This window comes from Sinorhizobium terangae, assembly GCF_029714365.1.
Taxonomy (GTDB): Bacteria; Pseudomonadota; Alphaproteobacteria; order Rhizobiales; family Rhizobiaceae; genus Sinorhizobium; species Sinorhizobium terangae.
Genome location: NZ_CP121659.1, coordinates 2,149,251 through 2,164,800, shown reverse-complemented (window position 1 = coordinate 2,164,800; position 15,550 = coordinate 2,149,251). Strand labels below are relative to the sequence as shown.

Genomic DNA, 15,550 nt, shown 5'->3' with positions numbered 1-15,550 from the left:
GGTGAAACGGGTCCAACTCAGCCGGAGACGCGGGCGACCGAGCGGCCACACCAGGAGGACGGTTCTCCGGCCCGTTTGCGCACGAGCCCCTCGGAGACCAGGACGTCTCCGAGCGATCGTCCGTCGCGCATTACCAGGCGCGGGGCTCCGCCTTCCTTGCCGGTGCTGCCCTTCGACCCAACCAGCGTGAATTTGCCGGCATTCAGCAGTTCGCGCAGCCGTTGCTTGGCGTAGAAGCCGCGCGCGCGTTCCGCTTCGCATTTCGCCTCTTTCGTCTCCGGCGCATCGATGTCGGCGATTAGGATCATTTCGCCCTTGAAGAGGAAGGTATCGCCGTCGACCACGCAGTTGTCATTGCGAATGCCGCAAAAATAGAACGTGTTGGAATCTGCAAACCGCGGCGTTGGCTGTTCCATCGGCCGCCCGACCGGAGCCGGCGGAGCAAGCGTCGGCCTTCCGGTGACCAGGGCAGGGGGGACGGGCGTCGGTTTCCGGGCGATCGAACCTGTGTGCTCTTTCGGTCTCGGCGCTGCTCGCGCGGCGACCACCGGCCTCGTCTTCGTCTCTTTCGGCGAAAGCATGGCGACGACTTCGGAGGCGCCGGGCAGATCGGCTAGTTTGGCCCGATGGTCGTAGGCCGCGATGCCGCCGATGACAAAGACTGCCGCGACATACCACGGCGCCATGCCACCGCCATTGCCCTTCCGGCTTGCGCTGCGCTTCCGTCTCTTTGAACTCGCCTTGGCCATCCGATTCGGTCCTCGATTGCGCCGGCATTATCGGAGCTAGGGGTTGCTGAAAGGTTGCCATCCCGCCCGCCGAAGTGGGCGATGGCGGGCGTGCATGGAAGCCACACGGAGATCGTCCGGTGCGTGTGTCGGCTCACGGATTCTTGTTTCTGTTGCGTAGCTGTATGGGATAGTCCGGCTCCGTGATTTGCCGGATCGAGAGCGGCTTGCCGAGAAAATCATCCGCAATTCAATGCGTTGCATCCGTCTTGCGAAGCTCTGGAGCGCGCGATTGCGCCCTACAGCGCCGCGCGTCTTACCAGGCGCGCAAAGGACGCTGTAGCATTTTGAATTGCTGCATGTTCCTACCCTCAGATCGGGTACGATTTAAGGAAATATGCCGTGGAGGGAATGCCGGCCGGTCCGATAGTTGGCGGATCGGTCTCCCCTCATCCTGCGAAACTGGCTGGCGATGAGGGCCGCTCCGCGCGCTCCGTCGGAATGGGCGGAGCCAACGAAGTCGGAATGGGCGGAGCTAAAGAAAGGGGGCGGGCCCTTGTAGCCCCCGCGGCTTTTCGGTCGCATGAAGGCTACGGGAACCCGCCAATCTCGGCAGGGCAGTCCGCTTTCAGGTGAGGCCTGAAAGCGGAGAGATTCCTGCCGCGCGCGCTTTTATATAGTGCGCACGGTGCCGCGTTCATTCGAACGCGCCATGCATCCATCAACGATTGGCGTCGCTTTGCTCGGACTTGCCGGGAATTCCGTCACCGCCGCCGTTACCTTTACCATTGTTGGCTTGGCCGCCTTTACCTGCGCCGTCGTCGCCTTTGCCAGGTGCCTTGTCCTGACCCTTGTCCTGACCCTTGCCGGGCGCCTTGTCATCGCCCTTGCCGGGCGTTTTGTCGCCGCCGTTGCCGGGCGCCTTATCGCCAGCCTTGCCCTTACCTTTGCCGCCGGTCTTGTCCTTGCCGTTACCGCCGGTCTTGTCCTTGCCCTTACCGCCGGCTTCGTCCTTGCCCTTACCGCCAGCCTTGTCCTTGCTCTTGGCGCCGGCTTTGTCCTTGCTCTTAGCGCCGGGTTTGTCCTTGTCCTTGCCGTCGGCCTTGCCTTTGTCGCCGCCCTTGTTGTCGTCGCCTTGGCCATTGTCGCTTTGGCCGCCGCCGCCGTTGTCGCCGCCGCCGTTGTCGCCGCCGCCGTTGTCGCCGCCGCCGCCATTGTCGCCACCGCCACCGCCGTTGTCGCCGCCGCCGCCATTGTCGCCACCGCCACCGCCGTTGTCGCCGCCGCCGCCGCCATTGTCGCCGCCACCGCCGCCGTTGTCGCCGCCGCCGCCGCCATTGTCGCCGCCGCCGCCGTTGTCACCACCGCCGCCGTTGTCGCCACCGCCGCCGCCATTGTCGCCGCCACCGCCGCCGTTGTCGCCGCCACCGCCGCCGTTGTCGTCGCCGCCGCCGCCGTTGTCGCCGCCGCCGCCGTTGTCGCCACCGCCGCCGCCGTTGTCGCCGCCACCGCCGCCATTGTCACCGCCGCCGCCGCCATTGTCGCCGCCGCCGCCGCCGTTGTCGCCGCCGCCACCGCCGTTGTCGCCGCCGCCGCCGCCGTTGTCGCCACCGCCGCCGTTGTCGCCACCGCCACCGCCATTGTCGCCGCCGCCGCCGCCGTTGTCGCCACCGCCGCCGCCGTTGTCGCCGCCGCCGCCGCCGTTGTCGCCGCCGCCGCCGCCGTTGTCGCCGCCGCCGCTGCCGTTGTCGCCGCCGCCACCGCCGTTGTCGCCACCGCCGCCATTGTCGTCAGGAGGAGGAGGGCTGCTGCCGCCGCCACCGCCGGTGCCGCCGCTACCGCCAGTGCCACCGCTGCCCGTGCCACCGCCTTTGGGCGGTCTGGCATCACTGCGCTCGCCGCCGGTCGAGGCACCCTTTATGGTTGAAGTCGACAGGGGAGGGCACATTTTGATCTGTGCAGGTGTGAGGATCTTGGAGCGGTTGAGCGCTACGCAGCAGGCGGCGAAGTTATCTTCAGTCAGCGGGCTGCATTGGTTTGCAGTCATACGCTGTCGCTGTACTGCGTTCGCGTCTGTCGTGAGAACTACCGATGTTATTGATGCTGTCGAGAGGATAAAGAAAATATTTAATACGGACTTGTTTAACTTACACATTACACAACTCCAACAAATAAATATTTGAAATAAGTAGTAAATAATTCGCGTAAAGCGCAGGAGGGTCAAGTTACGAATTATTAGTAGTACCGCCACAACATCGCCCAATTTCGGGCTAATCAACCTTGAGTTAATCCCCTTTGGTTATGCGTTGTTGGACTCGGGAGCGTTACGCCCGCCGTTGGAGGTCATTTTCATGAAATGTTTCATCGCGCTGACCGCATCTTTGTTGCTGTTCGCAATCCCGCAGGTGGCCGATGCTGGCACGACGATGAGGACCGGCGGCAAGGCCTTCGCGCCACCGGCTTTCGCCTCGTTCTGCACGCGCGAGCCGCGCCTGTGTAGTACCGTCGGCGGAAGCAAGCTGGTCGTTCTGCACCCGGAAAAGGCGAGCGAGCTGCAGCAGGTCAACCGCGCGGTCAATGCGCGCATCAGAGAGCGAAGCGATCTGGCAAACGTCGGCCGGGACGACGATTGGCGCGTGCCCACGGCCTATGGCGACTGCGAGGACTTCGCCATCCTGAAGAAGCGGGAATTGCTCAAGCGCGGCTGGCCCGCCTCGGCGCTGCTCCTGACGGTTGCCCGTTATCGGGGTGAGGGGCACACGGTGCTGACCGTGCGCACCAGCGAGGGCGACCTCGTGCTCGACAACATGACCAATTCGGTGCGCGACTGGTCGAGGACCCCTTATGATTATTTCGCCCGCCAGTCCCAATCGAACGGCCGACGCTGGGAATTGATCGCCGGCGCGCAGCGGATCTGAGCCCCACAGCGCCGCGCGTCTTCTGAGACGCGCTAAAGTTGCTGTAGTACTTTGAATTGCTGCATGAATTTGTCCTCAAATCGATTCCGATTTGAGGAATCATGCAGTAGCCGCTGTTAGGCGGCCCCGACCGTGCAGATGCGGGCGCAACCGCCAGCGGCAGCGCATCCTTCCAGGCATGCGACTTCAATACGTCGGAGTCGCGTCTTCCCGCGGCTATCTTCGTACGGCGACGACCTGTCTTCGACTGAACTGCGACAGTTGAACGCGCCCCGACTGGTTGCCGCCAATCAGTTGTGCGGTCGACTTGGATAGGGCGGAGAGGATCCCGACATGGTATCCGCGGCCGGTGCGCACGACGATGACGTCGCCAGGACGCGCAAAGGCGAGGCGCACGGGTGCGCCGAAGTGCAGCCAGGAACTTGCGAAACTATAGGCTTTGGGTGGCTCTCGGCCGGCCCTCCGGGCAACCATGCCCATAAAATGGCCGCACCATGGCGTGCGGGCGGGATTTATGCCGAGGGCGGCGCGCAGCCGCCTGTTGTTCTTGACTTCATGCAGTCCGGTAAATTGCTGAGCCTGGGCCAACATGCCGGCGGTAGCCGTATCCGGCATTGTGCAGGCGACATATATTGCGGCGAGAAACGCTAGAACCCTCATGGCTTGAGTCTCCTTGCCATTTTTCGGTGTGCGTTCGCTGCTTTAGAGCCATCCGCCTCTGTGCGGAGCCGCTGAAAGCGAGTAAAGTGCTTTGGAATCAAAGCACTAGAACGCCATTGCGCGCTCGCACGAACGCGCAATAATCCACCCTCGGGCTCGGCCGAGCCGAGTCCGCTTCTGTTTTGTTCTCTATCCAGCGCGCAGAACGGTGGCGTCCCCGTATTGCGTCGAACGCTGCAACACGGCCCCAACAGGCGGGCGAACCGAGAGGTTCGGGCCCAACTCTAACGAAACAAAAATTCGGTATTCCCCTGCCATCCGCTGGATAGCGAGCGGACTTTGCCGGCTGCGTAAAGCAAAATTGTGGCAATGGCTCTATTCGCGCCATTTCTCCGCGTCACAAGCCCCGGAGGACCCTCCACAGGCGGCCACAGGTGATCTATCCAGGATTGTTCCGGTCTGTTCCGATACCCGGATATGGTTAGTTCCTTCGGGTTGTTCGGGGCGTCGCGATGGAAGGCGCTAAGGTGAAACGGGCGGCCGTCCTCGCGGGTGGCCTCTTCCGGATTAATCCGCGCTCAGAGCCACCGCTGGCTGGAGGCGGGAGGCGTTGCGGGCCGGCAGGAAGCCGAAGAGCAGGCCCGTGAGGAACGAGCAGGCGAATGCAAGCGCCACGGGCCCGATGGTGAAGCTTACCGGCATGCCGAAGGTCTTGGCGAGGGCCCCGGTGCCCAATCCGGCAGCGACGCCGATCGCTCCGCCGATCGCCGAAACGACCAGCGCCTCGACGATGAACTGCACGAGGATGTCGCGCTCGCGCGCGCCAGTCGCCATGCGCACGCCGATTTCGCGCGTCCGCTCGCTGACGCTGACCAGCATGATGTTCATGACGCCGATGCCGCCGACGAGGAGCGAAATCGCCGCGACCGACCCGAGGAAGAGCTTCATCGTGTTCGACGTCTCGGTGAAGGCCTCGCGCACCGACGACATGTTGGTGATCTGGGTGTCTTCCCTCTTGTGCCGCTCGTTGAGCAGCGCCTGGATGCGATCCTGCGTCAGGTCGATGGCGGAAGAGTCCTTCACCTCGACGGTGATCGTGCGGATGTTGCGCTGGCCGAAGATGCGCATGCTGCCGGTCGTCAGCGGCACGAGGACGACGTCGTCCTGGTCGTTGCCGCCGGCGCTGGCGCCTTTTTCGCTCATCACGCCGATCACCTGGAAGGGGATCTTGTTGACGAGCACATACTGGCCGATCGGGTCGGAACCGTCCGCAAACAGCGTCTTCACCACGGTCTCGCCGAGGACGGCGACGGGAGCGTAGCCTTCCATGTCGTCGCGGTTGATGAACTCGCCGCGGCCGACGCTCCAGGATTTCGCCGCCGTGAACTGTGGCACCGTGCCGTTCGCCGTCGTCTGGTAGTCGACATTGCCACGCCTCAGCGTCACCGTGCTTGTCATTTCCGGCACGGCGAAGGCGACGTTCGGCAGCTCCTGGATCGCGTCGGCATCGGCCGGCACGAGCGTGACGTTGCTTCCACCGGCGCTGCCGCGGAAGTTGGCCATGCTCGGGCGGACGAGGAGGAGATCCGAGCCCATCGAAGAGATACGGTTCAAGACGGAGTCCTGCGCGCCGGTGCCGATCGCGAGCATCGCCACCACCGAGCCGACGCCGATGACGATGCCGAGCAGCGTTAGAATTGTGCGGAAGAGATTGGCGCGCAAAGCCCGCATCGCCATCTTCACCGCCTCGGAGACATCGGCGATCGCGGCAAAGCCTTCGCGGGTGCGCTCGGCGAGTCCCAATGCGCCCTCCGGATTGCTGCGCCCCTTCTTCGTCCGGTCGGCGATGATGCGGCCGTCGTGAATTTCGATCAGCCGGTCGGCCTGTTCGGCGACCTCGCGCGAATGGGTGATGACGATGACGGTGTGGCCGTCCTCGTTCATTTCGCGCAAGAGCGCCATCACCTCGTCGCCGCTCTGGCTGTCGAGCGCGCCGGTGGGCTCATCGGCGAGGATGACGCGCCCGCCGTTCATCAGCGCCCGGGCGATCGACACGCGCTGCTGCTGGCCGCCGGAAAGCTGGCTCGGCCGGTGGTCGAGTCGCTCGCCGAGCTTCAGCGATTTCAAAAGCTCCTCGGCGCGGTCGTGCCGGTCGCGCGCAGGCATGCCGGCATAGACCGCCGGCACCTCGACATTCTCCCTGGCGCTCGCCGTCGGGATCAGGTTGTAGGCCTGGAAGACGAAGCCGAAGGTGCGGCGGCGCAGCGCCGCAAGCTCATCGCCGTCGAAGCCGGAGACCCTTTCGCCATCGATCAGGTATTCGCCCGACGTCGGCTGGTCGAGACAGCCGAGAATGTTCATCAGCGTCGACTTGCCGGAGCCGGACTGGCCGATGATCGCGACGAATTCGCCGGCCTCGATGTCGAGCGAGATATCGTGCAGCACCTCGACGGCGAGATCGCCGTTGAAATAGGTCTTGCTGACGTCCCTGAGCGAGAGAAGCGTGGTCATCTGCTTGCTCAGAACATCGGCGGCATGCGTATGCCGCGCGAACGGTTGTTGCGTGCGCTGTCGCCTGTCGAGGCGGACGCCGCATCGACCACGATACGATCGCCTTCCTCCAGCCCGCTGACGATCTCGGCGCTGACGCGGTTGCGGATGCCGACCTCGACGGCGCGGGCCTCGGTCGCGCCCGAGGGCGTGACAACCGTAACCTGCGCCTTGCCGTCGCCGTTCGCATGGATCGCCGCGCTCGGCACGACAAGCACGTCCTTGGCCGCAGCCTCGACGAAGAACACCTGCGCGCTCATCGACATCATCAGTTCGCCGGTCGGGTTGGGCACGTCGAAGAGGGCGTAGTAGAGAACGACGTTGTTTTCCGTGTCGGGCATCGGCTGAATCTGCCGCAATTTGCCGGTGAAGCGTTTGCCGGGCTGGCCGAGCAGGGTGAAATAGGCGTCCATGCCGATTTTCAGCTTGCCGACATCGGCCTCGGAGACCTGAGCCTTCACCGTCATCGTCGAGAGATCGGCGATCGTGACGATCGTCGGAGTCGTCTGGTTGGCGTTCAGGGTCTGGCCTTCCTTGGCCGGGTTGGCGACGATCGTGCCGGCCATTGGCGCATAGATCTTGGTGTAGCCAAGATCGACCTTGTCCCCGGCAAGCGTCGCCTTCTGCTTGCGGATCTGAGCAGAGATGGCGTCGACGTCGGCGGCGGCGGCCGCATGGTCGGCAACCGCCTGGTCAAGCGTCGATTGCGAGACGCTGTTGGTCGCGACCAGATTGCGCTGGCGCTCGATGTTTGCCTGTTTCAGCACGAGCTGCGCCTTCTTCGAGACGAGCTGTGCCTCCAGATTGGCGAGTTCCGCCTGGTCGATCTCGATCCGGTTCTCGATGGTGGCTGGGTCGATTTCGGCGACGAGCTGGTTCTGTTCGACCTTGTCGCCGATCTCCACGTGGAGCGATTTCAGCTGGCCGGAAACCTGTGCGCCGGCGTCGACGGAATCGATCGCGTCGAGGGTGCCGACGGCGGTGACGCTGTCCTCGATGTCGCCGCGCGCGACGACCTGAGTGATCATCGCGGTGGCAGGCTCGGCCCCGTATTGGCTCCAGGCATAATAGCCGGCGCCAAGCACGGCGAGGAGAACGGGCGCGGCGATCCAGAGGCGCGAGCGGCGTTTCCGGCGAACCGGCGGCGCGGCTGCCGGGATGACACGCACATTGGCGGGCGCGGGCTTGAGCGCCGTCGCCTCGTCCCTGATCGTCTTCGCTGCCCTGCTCATGGCCTCACCGCTTCGCTGGCGTTCATTGCTTCTCAAGATAGAGATGAACGAGATCGGCGAAAAGCATTGAGATCATTATATTTTTGTAATGTGTGCGAGGCGCCGGCGGATATCCGGCGCCCGAAACATCATCTTCACCAACAGCTTAGGCTGCGTCGTCTTTCCGGGCGGTGAGCGTGGCGACGTCGGTGACGCAGGCATGGCGGTCGGCGAGTGCGGCAAGTTCCGCGATATGCAATTCACCCGCTGTTACGGCGCCGGCCGGATAGGGCAGGTCGCGGGTGGCGCAGGCATCGGCCGCGATGGTGATCTCGTAACCGAAATCGAGCGCGGCACGCGCCGTCGAGGACACGCAGTTGTGGGTCATAAAGCCGGCGATCACGACCTTCGTGCCGGCGTCGCCGACGAGATCCGCAAGGCCGGTGCCGGAGAAGGCGTTCGGGCGCGGCTTTTCGAAGATCGCTTCGGCGGGGAGCGGTTTCAGTGCATCGACGAAGGCGCCCCGTTCGGCGGCACGATCGAAGGGACCGCCGGCAGCGCCCTTGTGGGCAACATGGATGATCTTCGCGCCAGCCTGCCGCGCGGCGGCAAGGAGGATGCCGGCGCGCTCGACGGCGGCTTCCGCGTCGACGAGCGTCAGCGGTCCGGAAAGATACTCGTTCTGATAGTCGATGAGGATCAACGTGGCTTCACCAAGCGCCGGTGGCATGGGCTGGCGGCCGGCGAGGGAGAAGAGGGTGAAGGGCGAGGTCGTCATGGCGGGCTCCATTGCCTGTTTAGATGCTTCACCCTATGCTCCGCGAAAACGCCGAGGAAGTCGAAATATTCAGAGGTGAACCTGCATGATTGCAGAGAGCTGGGCTGATCTCGAACTGCTCGACCATATCGTCCGGGGCGGGACGCTGAGTGCCGCTGGGCGCACCCTCGAGGTCGACCAGACGACCATTGCACGCCGCCTCGCGGCGCTGGAGCGGCGGATCGGGGCGGCGCTGTTCGACCGCATCGGGGGGCGGCTCACGCCGACGCCGGTGCTTGCCACGGTGCTCGATCGGCTGCGGACGATTTCGGAGGAGGCGTCGCTGTCGATGGCAGCGCTGAAGCGGGCGACGGCGGAGCTTCACGGCCACGTGCGCGTGACGAGCGTCAGCTTCGTTCTCGGCCGCATCATTGCGCCGGCGCTGGGCGACCTCGAACGCAGCCATCCCGGCATCACCCTCGATCTCGTGGCTGACGACCAGGCACTGAGCTTCGAGCGCCGGGAGGCCGACATCGCCGTGCGCCTCGGCCGCACCGGCGAGGACACGACGCGGATCAAGCGCATCGGCGCGATCCGTTTCCGGCTCTGTCGTCCCGCCGGCCTTCCGTCGGGCGAGCACCCGGTCGTGCGCTACCGCGATGCGCTGGCGCATGTGCCTGAAATGCTGGCGCTCGACCGGGCGAGGCCGAGGGCACGCGTGGTGCTCTCCGCCGACAAGCTGGAGATCCTGGCCGAGGCGGCGCTTGCGCTCGGTGCCGAGGTGATGCTGCCGGAACTCTCCGCCCGGCGCGATCCGCGCTTCGAGATCGTCGACGAAGCGACGGCCGTGGCCGACCGCCCGGCCTATCTGATGATCCATCCCGAAAGGGCGCGCGTACCGAGCGTCGAAGCGGTCGCCGCCTTTGTGGAGGCGGCGCTGCGCGGGTGGAGGTAGCTGGCCGCGCCACACCTCCTCCCTGCCGGGACCAGTCACGGTGCGTCTGCAACAGTGCCCACATGCGAAGGCGGACGAAAATTCACCACGCCGGTCAAAATCGCCTTGACGCCTTTTCGCCACCGCATTAGAAACTTGCGAACCGTACCGTACGGTACTGACGGAGCGATGGCGAAGTGCAGGACGTCTTGGAGAGCAGGGGGGCAAATGCCGCAAGCGGCCTGACCGAGCGGCAGGGCGCCGTGCTCGAACAGGCGCTGAGACTGCTCGTCGACGGTGGCGAGAAGGCGCTGACGACCGCGGGCATCGCGCGGGCCGCCAATTGCTCCAAGGAAAGTCTCTATAAGTGGTTCGGCGATCGCGACGGGCTGCTTTCGGCGATGATCAGCTACCAGGCGAGCAAGGTCAGGACACTCGACGTTTCCGCCGGGGCACTCGATGTGGAGGGCCTGCGCCGGCATCTCGTCGCCTTTGCCAGGGACCTCCTCGACGTGCTCGCCGGCGACGTCTCGCTGGCGCTGAATCGCTTGGCGATCGGCCAGGCGAGCCGCGAGGGATCGAAGCTCGGGCATATGTTGCAGGAGCGCGGCCGCCGCCAGATCGGCCGGCGCGCCGGCGCGCTGCTCGAGGCTGGCCGCAAGGCAGGGCTTCTCGCCTTCGACGATGCCGAGGAGGCCTATGGTGCGCTTTACGGCCTCGTCGTTTCCGACTGGCATTTGCGGATGCTGCTTGGCGAGGAGCCGAGCGAGATGAAGAAGGGTTTCAGCCGCAGGGCGGAGCGGGCGGTCGACGCCTTTCTTACGCTCTACGGCAAGAAAGGGTAGCGGCGGGTCTCAAACGGACGCATAAGCCTTTGCGAAGATCAAGGGATCTTCCGGGTCGTGCGTTTGGGCCAGCCAGTGGAACAACAGACCAGCAAAGGGAAGGAAAATTCGATGCGCGTCTATTACGATCGTGATGCCGATCTCAACCTGATCAAGTCCAAGAAGGTCGCCATCGTCGGCTATGGCAGCCAAGGTCGCGCCCATGCGCTGAACCTCAAGGATTCCGGCGCCAAGGAAATCCGCATCGCGCTGAAGCCGGGCTCGGCAACGGCAGCGAAGGTCGAGGCCGACGGCCTTCAAGTTCTCTCGGTCGCGGAAGCGGCCAAGTGGGCGGACCTCATCATGATGGCGACGCCAGACGAACTGCAGGCCGACATCTACAAGGGTGAGATCGCCGACAACATCCGCGACGGTGCGGCGATCGCCTTCGCCCACGGCCTCAACGTCCATTTCGGTCTGATCGAGCCGAAGGCCTCGGTCGACGTCGTCATGATCGCCCCGAAGGGCCCGGGCCATACGGTTCGCGGCGAATACCAGAAGGGCGGCGGCGTTCCCTGCCTCGTTGCCGTTCACCAGAACGCTTCCGGCAACGCGCTTGATCTCGCTCTCTCCTACGCCTGCGGTGTCGGCGGCGGCCGCTCGGGCATCATCGAAACCAACTTCAAGGAAGAGTGCGAAACCGACCTCTTCGGCGAACAGGTCGTTCTCTGCGGCGGTCTGGTCGAACTCATCCGCGCCGGTTTCGAAACGCTGGTCGAAGCCGGCTATGCTCCGGAAATGGCCTATTTCGAGTGCCTGCACGAAGTGAAGCTGATCGTCGACCTGATCTACGAAGGCGGCATCGCCAACATGAACTACTCGATCTCCAACACCGCCGAGTGGGGCGAATACGTCACCGGCCCGCGCATCATCACCGAAGAAACCAAGGCCGAGATGAAACGCGTCCTCAAGGACATCCAGACCGGCAAGTTCACCTCGGAATGGATGCAGGAGTACCGCTCGGGTGCGGCCCGCTTCAAGGGCATCCGCCGCGTCAACGACGCTCACCAGATCGAGGAAGTCGGCGCGAAGCTGCGCGGCATGATGCCCTGGATCGGCAAGAACAAGCTGGTCGACAAGGCAAAGAACTAAGCGAGCGCGCATGACCCCGGAAATCGCATCGATTTCCGGAAAGGGTTATGCGCCGTTTTCAAGTGTGCCGCGTCCCTGTGCAGATGCGCAGCTCGGCACGCCTTATCTCCGAAGAGGCGAAAGGAAGCCGGGCGTTTTGCCTCGGCCTCCTTTCTCGACGACCGTTCTTGATCGATTCCAATAGATTAAACGGGCTGTGAGCGGAAAACCGCTCGCACCTCTCGTCACGCTCCGAGAATTGAATTGGCCGTACTCGCGGAACAAGCTCGCCCATGATCCGTTTTTCTGCTTGCCAAGAGCATTCCGACTGCAACTTGGTCGAACCATAGAGCCTCCGTGTGCCGATTGCATACGTCAGGTTGGTGCGACGGCAACTCATGCGCGGAGCCCTCATGGAAGACTTCCTGCTGTTTGCGGTAGTCGGGTTTCTGGCCCAGTTGGTCGATGGAGCTCTTGGGATGGCCTATGGGGTGATCTCTTCAACAGTGCTCCTCGCCTTTGGGGTGCCCCCCGCGCAAGCATCAGCTTCAGCGCATGCCGCGGAATTGTTCACCACCGCCGCTTCCGGTTCGGCTCACCTTTATCATCGCAACGTCGACTGGAAGCTGTTTCGGCGACTGATACCCTTTGGCGTTGGCGGGGGTATGCTCGGCACTTTTGTCCTTACCTCGTTTGAGGGAGATCAGGTCAAGCCATTCGTCACAGCCTATCTCGCAGTCATTGGGAGCTGGCTGTTGTTGCGGTCGTTTCGTCGTATCCCCACCAACCCCGTGAAGCTGAGAATTGTGGCGCCGCTGGGCGCAGTCGCCGGATTTCTAGATGCGGCGGGCGGTGGCGGCTGGGGCCCTGTCGCCACCACCGGTCTACTTGGCGCCGGTGGACAGCCGCGATACGTAATCGGGACGGTCAATGCGACCGAATTCCTGATCGCACTTTCAGTTTCGTTGAGCTTCCTCGCCACGATTGTAACCGGCCATTGGGAGCAAGCCGGCGAAACCCGCAATTACTTCACATCTGTCAGCGGACTGATCACCGGGGGCGTTCTTGCGGCGCCTCTTGCAGGATGGGTTGTCAAGGCATTGCCAGAAAATGCGCTCCTGCGGCTCGTCGGCTCCCTGATCACGCTTTTGGCCGGCTACCAGACGCTCGAGCTAACCGGATGGCTCTAAAAGCGCGAGGGAGCACCGGCCTCCACGGAGCCCGGCGCTTCCTTGCGCTTGCCGGACGCTACATCGGCTCGTTGCCCTTCATAGCTTTGGACATATGCGTCTTGCACTTTTCCATGTCCTTCGCGTTCATGGCCTCTTTGGCCATGGCGAGTTCCTTTTTGGCATAATCCTTCTTCATTGCATCGGTGATTTGGCCGACGTCGGTTTCGAGCTTTGTCATCGCCGCCTGATCGCACTTGATATCTGCCTGGGCAAAGACGGGCGATGCAACAGCCGTGAGCATGGCAGCCGCAACCAACACTTTGTTCAACATGGTGGAACCTCCGATGTTCTCAACTGCACTTCGCGTGCAATAGGTGGAGTTCCAACCATCGTCCTCGACTTCGGTTCCATCCAGACGCGCCTAAGTGCCGCGATGCGCGCTCGAGATGCAACGAGGAAGCGGTTCGGGCTCGCAAACCCTTGATAGGAGGCTCAATCGCGATAGAAATTGCGCGGCCATTTGTGTGCGCGCAGTTTCTCGCGCTGACCGGCGGGAAGGCCGCGTCCATCGCCGATCGCACAATTGCGTTCTACATTGCGGACCGAGCGCATGCCGGGGATGACGGTCGATACGGCCGGATGGCTGAGCACGAAGCGGAGCGCCGTCTCGGCGAGCGCGTCGGGGGCGATTGCCAGGTCCTCGACGATTTTTTGCGCGCGTTCCTCGACTTCGCGCTTGCGGTCGCCGCGGAAATAGTTGGCCCTGAAGTCTCCCTCCGGGAAGGCCGAGTTGGCGCGGAGTTGTCCTGTCAGGCCGCCCTCGTCGAGCGCGACGCGGACGATCACGCCGACATTGTGGCGCTTGCAGGCCGGGAACAGCTTTTCCTCGGGCGTCTGCTCGAAGATGTTGTAGATCACCTGCACGCTGTCGACGACGCCGCTTTCGATGAGGGCGAGGGCGTTTGCCGGCTCGTAATCGTTGATCGACACGCCGAAGAAGCGGATCTTGCCGTCCCGTTTCAGCCGCTCGACAGCCTCGAGCCAGTCGCCGCGGCCGACCCACTCGTCCGACCAGACGTGAAACTGCTGTACGTCGATGGTGTCGACGCCGAGGTTCCTGAGGCTGGTCTCGGTGCAGGCGACGACGTGGTCGGCGGGAAAGCCGTCCTCGACCGGTGTGCCGGGACGGGCCGGCCATATCCTGTTTTTCGGCGGGATCTTGGTTGCGACGTAGATCGTCTCGGAGCGTTCCTTGAGCAGCCTGCCGACCAGCCTTTCGCTGTGGCCCTCGCCATAGCCGAGCGCCGTGTCGATGAAGGTGAGGCCGAGGTCGATCGCCCGGTTGAGCGCGCGAGCCGATTCCTCGTCGTCCGCACCCCTCCAGCCGCTGTTGCCGATGCCCCAGGCACCATAACCGATTTCGGAAACGCTGAGGCCGGTACGGCCGAGTGTTCTGTAGTGCATGGCTTTTCTCGCAGGTGGGATTGAACGGGTCGATCCGGAACGATCGTTTGCAGGTCGCCTTCTACCTAGGTTTCGGGCAAGGGAAGTCAAACGCGACCGGCGGCAACAAGGCCTGTTTGTGGGGCAGGGGCTAGTTCCTGTCGACCGGCTTCGAGCGCATGCGCGACACGGTTTCGCGCTCGGCGCGCTTGCAGCGCATTGGCGGCAGGCCGCGGTCCATCAGGTCCATGTCCTCGAGCACCATGTCTCCCATGCGTTTGAAGGCGATATCTAGCGCGCCGGCGCGGTGGGCCGAGCGCAGGAAGCCGGGAAGCGCGCGCACGGGATGATCGAGGCTCAGTGGTTCCTCCGGAAAGACATCGCTGGCCGCGACGATGTGCTTGCTGCGGACCGCCTCCATCAGCGCCTCGAAATCCACGACGCCAGCCCGGCTGAGCAGGATGAAGGCAGCACCTTTGCGCATCTTCGCGAAGGCGTCGGCGCCGAGAAAACCCTGGTTCTCGCTGGTGACCGAGGCGACGACGAAAACGAAGTCGCTCCCGGACAGAACCTCATCCAGGGAGCCCGGCTCCACGCCGTGCTCGATCAGCATCGACGGCGGCAGCCAGGGGTCGAAAACCCGTGTATGGGTGCGGAAGCCCGAAAGCAGGCGGTTGAGCGCCTTGCCGAGGTCGCCGAAGCCGATGATGCCGACGTCGGCGCCGGAGATGAGTCGAGCCGTGCGGTTGCCGTCACCGCCCCACAATTCCTTGCCTTCGCGGAAGGCTAGATCCGCATCGACGATATCGCGCGCAAGGTTGATCGCCAAGGCAAGACCAAGCTCCGCCACGGGCTCGGCAAAGACCGCGCCGGTCGTCACCACATGGATGCCGCGCTCGAACAGCGTCTCGTAGGGCATGTTGTTGATCAGGTTGGTCTCGACATTGAAGACGCAGCGCAGCGACTGCATCCTGGCCAGCAGCGCATCCGAAATCGGCGGCTGGCCGATGATGTAGCGGGCGTCGGCCAGGATATCGTTGTGCAATCCTGCAATACCGCTGTCGGTTGTCTCGACGATCCGGTAGCCGGCGCGAAGCCGGGCGAGTGCGGGCGGGGTGAAAATGAGGTCGAGTGTACGCGGTTCCGGCGCGCTGATCACCAGCGGCAGCGAATTGTCGGACATGGCTTCTTCCTCCCGGTCGGCTCCTTCCGATGCATTCGG

General features: G+C 63.8%; 14 protein-coding genes. 5 read left to right on the top strand and 9 right to left on the bottom strand.

The window, feature by feature from the left end; translation table 11 throughout:
* Window positions 1-17 precede the first annotated feature (17 nt).
* Window positions 18-749, bottom strand: coding sequence for a thermonuclease family protein (locus QA637_RS10365; RefSeq protein WP_153436505.1), 732 nt, complete (start codon window positions 747-749; stop codon window positions 18-20).
* A gap of 700 nt (window positions 750-1,449) precedes the next feature.
* Window positions 1,450-2,775, bottom strand: a complete 1,326-nt coding sequence (locus QA637_RS30880) for a hypothetical protein (RefSeq protein WP_346283756.1) — start codon at window positions 2,773-2,775, stop codon at window positions 1,450-1,452.
* A gap of 304 nt (window positions 2,776-3,079) precedes the next feature.
* Between QA637_RS30880 and QA637_RS10355 the strand changes: the two genes are divergently transcribed.
* A complete protein-coding gene (locus tag QA637_RS10355; protein ID WP_153441363.1) occupies window positions 3,080-3,646 on the top strand; it encodes a transglutaminase-like cysteine peptidase in 567 nt (188 codons plus the stop codon).
* Between the two features lie 216 nt (window positions 3,647-3,862).
* Here QA637_RS10355 and QA637_RS10350 read toward each other — a convergent pair whose 3' ends face one another.
* The 4 genes from QA637_RS10350 to QA637_RS10335 all read right to left on the bottom strand — a co-directional run bounded on the left by QA637_RS10350 (window position 3,863) and on the right by QA637_RS10335 (window position 8,845).
* Entirely contained in the window at window positions 3,863-4,306 is a 444-nt protein-coding gene (locus tag QA637_RS10350) for a TIGR02594 family protein (protein WP_283061343.1), read from the bottom strand.
* Between the two features lie 567 nt (window positions 4,307-4,873).
* Complete coding sequence (locus tag QA637_RS10345) at window positions 4,874-6,817, bottom strand: MacB family efflux pump subunit (RefSeq protein ID WP_153441365.1); 1,944 nt, start codon at window positions 6,815-6,817, stop codon at window positions 4,874-4,876.
* Window positions 6,818-6,825: 8 nt separating this feature from the next.
* Window positions 6,826-8,088, bottom strand: coding sequence for a macrolide transporter subunit MacA (gene macA, locus QA637_RS10340; protein ID WP_283061342.1), 1,263 nt, complete (start codon window positions 8,086-8,088; stop codon window positions 6,826-6,828).
* Window positions 8,089-8,233: 145 nt separating this feature from the next.
* Window positions 8,234-8,845, bottom strand: a complete 612-nt coding sequence (locus QA637_RS10335; protein WP_153441367.1) for a cysteine hydrolase family protein — start codon at window positions 8,843-8,845, stop codon at window positions 8,234-8,236.
* An 85-nt stretch (window positions 8,846-8,930) separates the two neighbouring features.
* On the opposite strand from QA637_RS10335, the gene QA637_RS10330 reads away from it, so the two are divergent.
* The 4 genes from QA637_RS10330 (at window position 8,931) to QA637_RS10315 (ending at window position 12,903) form a co-directional block, all read left to right on the top strand.
* The gene (locus QA637_RS10330; RefSeq protein WP_153441368.1) at window positions 8,931-9,779 is read left to right on the top strand and encodes a LysR family transcriptional regulator; all 849 of its coding nucleotides are present in this window, start codon (window positions 8,931-8,933) and stop codon (window positions 9,777-9,779) included.
* Between the two features lie 176 nt (window positions 9,780-9,955).
* Complete coding sequence (locus tag QA637_RS10325) at window positions 9,956-10,603, top strand: TetR/AcrR family transcriptional regulator (RefSeq protein WP_184108551.1); 648 nt, start codon at window positions 9,956-9,958, stop codon at window positions 10,601-10,603.
* A 111-nt stretch (window positions 10,604-10,714) separates the two neighbouring features.
* The gene (gene ilvC, locus QA637_RS10320) at window positions 10,715-11,734 is read left to right on the top strand and encodes a ketol-acid reductoisomerase (RefSeq protein WP_136509725.1); all 1,020 of its coding nucleotides are present in this window, start codon (window positions 10,715-10,717) and stop codon (window positions 11,732-11,734) included.
* A gap of 392 nt (window positions 11,735-12,126) precedes the next feature.
* Complete coding sequence (locus QA637_RS10315) at window positions 12,127-12,903, top strand: sulfite exporter TauE/SafE family protein (RefSeq protein WP_153441369.1); 777 nt, start codon at window positions 12,127-12,129, stop codon at window positions 12,901-12,903.
* A 58-nt stretch (window positions 12,904-12,961) separates the two neighbouring features.
* Here the strand turns inward: QA637_RS10315 and QA637_RS10310 are convergent, their stop codons facing one another.
* From QA637_RS10310 to QA637_RS10300, 3 genes are all read right to left on the bottom strand, one after another.
* Window positions 12,962-13,216, bottom strand: a complete 255-nt coding sequence (locus QA637_RS10310; protein WP_153441370.1) for a hypothetical protein — start codon at window positions 13,214-13,216, stop codon at window positions 12,962-12,964.
* A 161-nt stretch (window positions 13,217-13,377) separates the two neighbouring features.
* Window positions 13,378-14,349 carry an aldo/keto reductase gene (locus QA637_RS10305; RefSeq protein ID WP_153441371.1) on the bottom strand — a complete coding sequence of 324 codons (972 nt, stop codon included), beginning with the start codon at window positions 14,347-14,349 and terminating at the stop codon, window positions 13,378-13,380.
* A gap of 130 nt (window positions 14,350-14,479) precedes the next feature.
* Complete coding sequence (locus QA637_RS10300; RefSeq protein WP_283061337.1) at window positions 14,480-15,511, bottom strand: hydroxyacid dehydrogenase; 1,032 nt, start codon at window positions 15,509-15,511, stop codon at window positions 14,480-14,482.
* Window positions 15,512-15,550: the final 39 nt, after the last annotated feature.

What these genes read in the sequence shown, in the direction of transcription:
- QA637_RS10365 (WP_153436505.1), bottom strand. Translation starts at nt 749, where the DNA reads ATGGCCAAGGCGAGTTCAAAGAGACGGAAGCGCAGCGCAAGCCGGAAG.
- QA637_RS30880 (WP_346283756.1), bottom strand. Translation starts at nt 2,775, where the DNA reads ATGACTGCAAACCAATGCAGCCCGCTGACTGAAGATAACTTCGCCGCC.
- QA637_RS10355 (WP_153441363.1), top strand. Translation starts at nt 3,080, where the DNA reads ATGAAATGTTTCATCGCGCTGACCGCATCTTTGTTGCTGTTCGCAATC.
- QA637_RS10350 (WP_283061343.1), bottom strand. Translation starts at nt 4,306, where the DNA reads ATGAGGGTTCTAGCGTTTCTCGCCGCAATATATGTCGCCTGCACAATG.
- QA637_RS10345 (WP_153441365.1), bottom strand. Translation starts at nt 6,817, where the DNA reads ATGACCACGCTTCTCTCGCTCAGGGACGTCAGCAAGACCTATTTCAAC.
- macA (WP_283061342.1), bottom strand. Translation starts at nt 8,088, where the DNA reads ATGAGCAGGGCAGCGAAGACGATCAGGGACGAGGCGACGGCGCTCAAG.
- QA637_RS10335 (WP_153441367.1), bottom strand. Translation starts at nt 8,845, where the DNA reads ATGACGACCTCGCCCTTCACCCTCTTCTCCCTCGCCGGCCGCCAGCCC.
- QA637_RS10330 (WP_153441368.1), top strand. Translation starts at nt 8,931, where the DNA reads ATGATTGCAGAGAGCTGGGCTGATCTCGAACTGCTCGACCATATCGTC.
- ilvC (WP_136509725.1), top strand. Translation starts at nt 10,715, where the DNA reads ATGCGCGTCTATTACGATCGTGATGCCGATCTCAACCTGATCAAGTCC.
- QA637_RS10315 (WP_153441369.1), top strand. Translation starts at nt 12,127, where the DNA reads ATGGAAGACTTCCTGCTGTTTGCGGTAGTCGGGTTTCTGGCCCAGTTG.
- QA637_RS10310 (WP_153441370.1), bottom strand. Translation starts at nt 13,216, where the DNA reads ATGTTGAACAAAGTGTTGGTTGCGGCTGCCATGCTCACGGCTGTTGCA.
- QA637_RS10305 (WP_153441371.1), bottom strand. Translation starts at nt 14,349, where the DNA reads ATGCACTACAGAACACTCGGCCGTACCGGCCTCAGCGTTTCCGAAATC.
- QA637_RS10300 (WP_283061337.1), bottom strand. Translation starts at nt 15,511, where the DNA reads ATGTCCGACAATTCGCTGCCGCTGGTGATCAGCGCGCCGGAACCGCGT.